1 rRNA gene is annotated in these 2,753 nt (G+C 53.0%); it reads right to left on the reverse strand.

From position 1 onward, the window contains the following. A 23S ribosomal RNA gene (locus H9X86_RS11775) occupies window positions 1-2,753 on the reverse strand; the annotation flags it as partial.

Here is a 2,753-nt window from a genome sequence, read left to right on the forward strand (position 1 = left end):
CACGCCTCACAGCGCTTCCACCTCCGACCTATCAACGACATAGTCTACGTCGAGCCTTACTCCATAAAGGATGAGAGATCTAATCTTAGAGGGAGTTTCACGCTTAGATGCCTTCAGCGTTTATCTCGTCCATACGTAGCTACCCAGCTGTGCCCTTGGCAGGACAACTGGTGCACCAGAGGTATGTCCATCCCGGTCCTCTCGTACTAAGGACAGCTCTCTTCAAATCTCTTACGCCCGCAACAGATAGGGACCGAACTGTCTCACGACGTTCTGAACCCAGCTCGCGTGCCACTTTAATCGGCGAACAGCCGAACCCTTGGGACCGAATACAGCCCCAGGATGTGACGAGCCGACATCGAGGTGCCAAACCTCCCCGTCGCTGTGGACGCTTGGGGGAGATCAGCCTGTTATCCCCAGGGTAGCTTTTATCCGTTGAGCGACGGCACTTCCACTTGCATACCGCCGGATCACTAACTCCAACTTTCGTTACTGCTCGACCCGTCGGTCTCGCAGTTAGGCTCGTTTATGCGTTTACACTCAATGCACGATTTCCGTCCGTGCTGAACGAACCTTTGAGCGCCTCCGTTACCTTTTAGGAGGCGACCGCCCCAGTCAAACTGCCCACCTAACAGTGTCCCCCGACCGGATTCACGGCCGCAGGTTAGAAGCCCAGCAATCCAAGGGTGGTATCCCAAGGGTGACTCCACATGAGCTGACGCCCATGCTTCCAAGTCTCCCACCTATCCTGTACATGAATTACCGAACTCCAGTATTAAGCTACAGTAAAGCTCCATGGGGTCTTTCCGTCTAGTTGCGGGTAACTGGCTTCTTCACCAGTACAACAATTTCGCCGGGTGGGCTGTTGAGACAGCGCCCAAATCGTTACGCCATTCGTGCGGGTCAGAACTTACCTGACAAGGAATTTCGCTACCTTAGGACCGTTATAGTTACGGCCGCCGTTTACTGGGGCTTCAATTCAGACCTTCGCTTGCGCTAAGCCCTCCTCTTAACCTTCCAGCACCGGGCAGGCGTCAGCCCATATACGTCATCTTTCGATTTAGCATAGACCTGTGTTTTTGGTAAACAGTCGCTTGGGCCTATTCTCTGCGGCTCCCCTTAGGGAGCTCCCCTTATCCCGAAGTTACGGGGTCATTTTGCCGAGTTCCTTAACAACCCTTCTCCCGTTGGCCTTAGGATTCTCTCCTCATCTACCTGTGTCGGTTTGCGGTACGGGCACCTTAGTATACCTCACACCTTTTCTCGCCTCTGGACATCGCCGGCTTCCCTACTATATTTCGGTCCCTTGCGCCCGGGTCAACCAACGCCCGGGTCCGGCTATTCCAAAGTGTCAGTGTGCTTAAAGTTCGGTGGCTACGGAATTTCTACCGTATGTGCATCGACTACGCCTTTCGGCCTCGCCTTAGCTCCCGGCTTACCTTGGGCGGACGAACCTTCCCCAAGAAACCTTAGATTTTCGGCCATCATGATTCCCACATGATTCTCGCTACTCATTCCGGCATTCTCACTCGAATACAGTCCACCGCTCCTTCCGATGCGACTTCACCCCATATTCGACGCTCCCCTACCCCTGTCTAATGACAAGCCCAAGCTTCGGTTATACGCTTAGCCCCGTTACATTTTCCGCGCAGAGTCACTCGACCAGTGAGCTATTACGCACTCTTTTAATGAGTGGCTGCTTCTAAGCCAACATCCTGGTTGTTTTCGCAACTCCACATCGTTTTCCACTTAGCGTATATTTGGGACCTTAGCTGTGGGTCTGGGCTGTTTCCCTTTTGACTATGAGACTTATCTCACACAGTCTGACTGCTGTTCATCAATTAGCTGGCATTCGAAGTTTGATAGGGTTCAGTAAGCTTATCGCCCCCTAGCCCATTCAGTGCTCTACCTCCAGTAATCTAAAACAACGCTAGCCCTAAAGCTATTTCGGGGAGAACCAGCTATCTCCGGGTTCGATTGGAATTTCACCGCTATCCACAAGTCATCGCCGATCATTGCAACGAGCGTGCGTTCGGTCCTCCATGGAGTTTTACCTCCACTTCAACCTGCTCATGGATAGGTCACCCGGTTTCGGGTCTATTGCCACTGACTTCATACGCCCTATTCAGACTCGCTCTCGCTGCGGCTCCGGTACTGAATACCTTAACCTTGCCAGTAACAATAACTCGCCGGACCATTCTACAAAAGGTACCTCATCACCCGTTAACGGGCTTTGAGTGCTTGTAAGCACAAGGTTTCAGGTTCTGTTTCACTCCCCTCTCGGGGTCCTTTTCACCTTTCCCTCACGGTACTGCTCCACTATCGGTCATCAGGTAGTATTTAGGGTTGGAGGGTGGTCCCCCCAGCTTCCCACGGGGTTTCACGTGTCCCGCGGTACTCTGGATCCAGTCTCACAGCCTTCTCTTTCGGATACGGGGCTGTCACCCGCTATGGCCGGCCTTCCCATGCCGTTCTCCTAGATAACCTCTGCTAAATGACTGTCCACAACCCCGGTGGATAAATCCACCGGTTTGCCCTCTTCCGCGTTCGCTCGCCACTACTAGCGGAATCTCGGTTGATTTCTCTTCCTCGCCCTACTTAGATGTTTCAGTTCAGGCGGTTCCCTTCCTACGCCTATTTGATTCAACGCAGGATGACAGTGTATTGCACTGCCGGGTTTCCCCATTCGGAAATCTCCGGATCAAAGGCTGTTTGCGCCTCCCCGAAGCTTATCGCAGCTTGCCACGTCCTTC

Origin of the sequence: Pseudoflavonifractor capillosus (genome assembly GCF_016902575.1) — a bacterium.
Lineage (GTDB): Bacteria > Bacillota > Clostridia > Oscillospirales > Oscillospiraceae > Enterenecus > Enterenecus capillosus_A.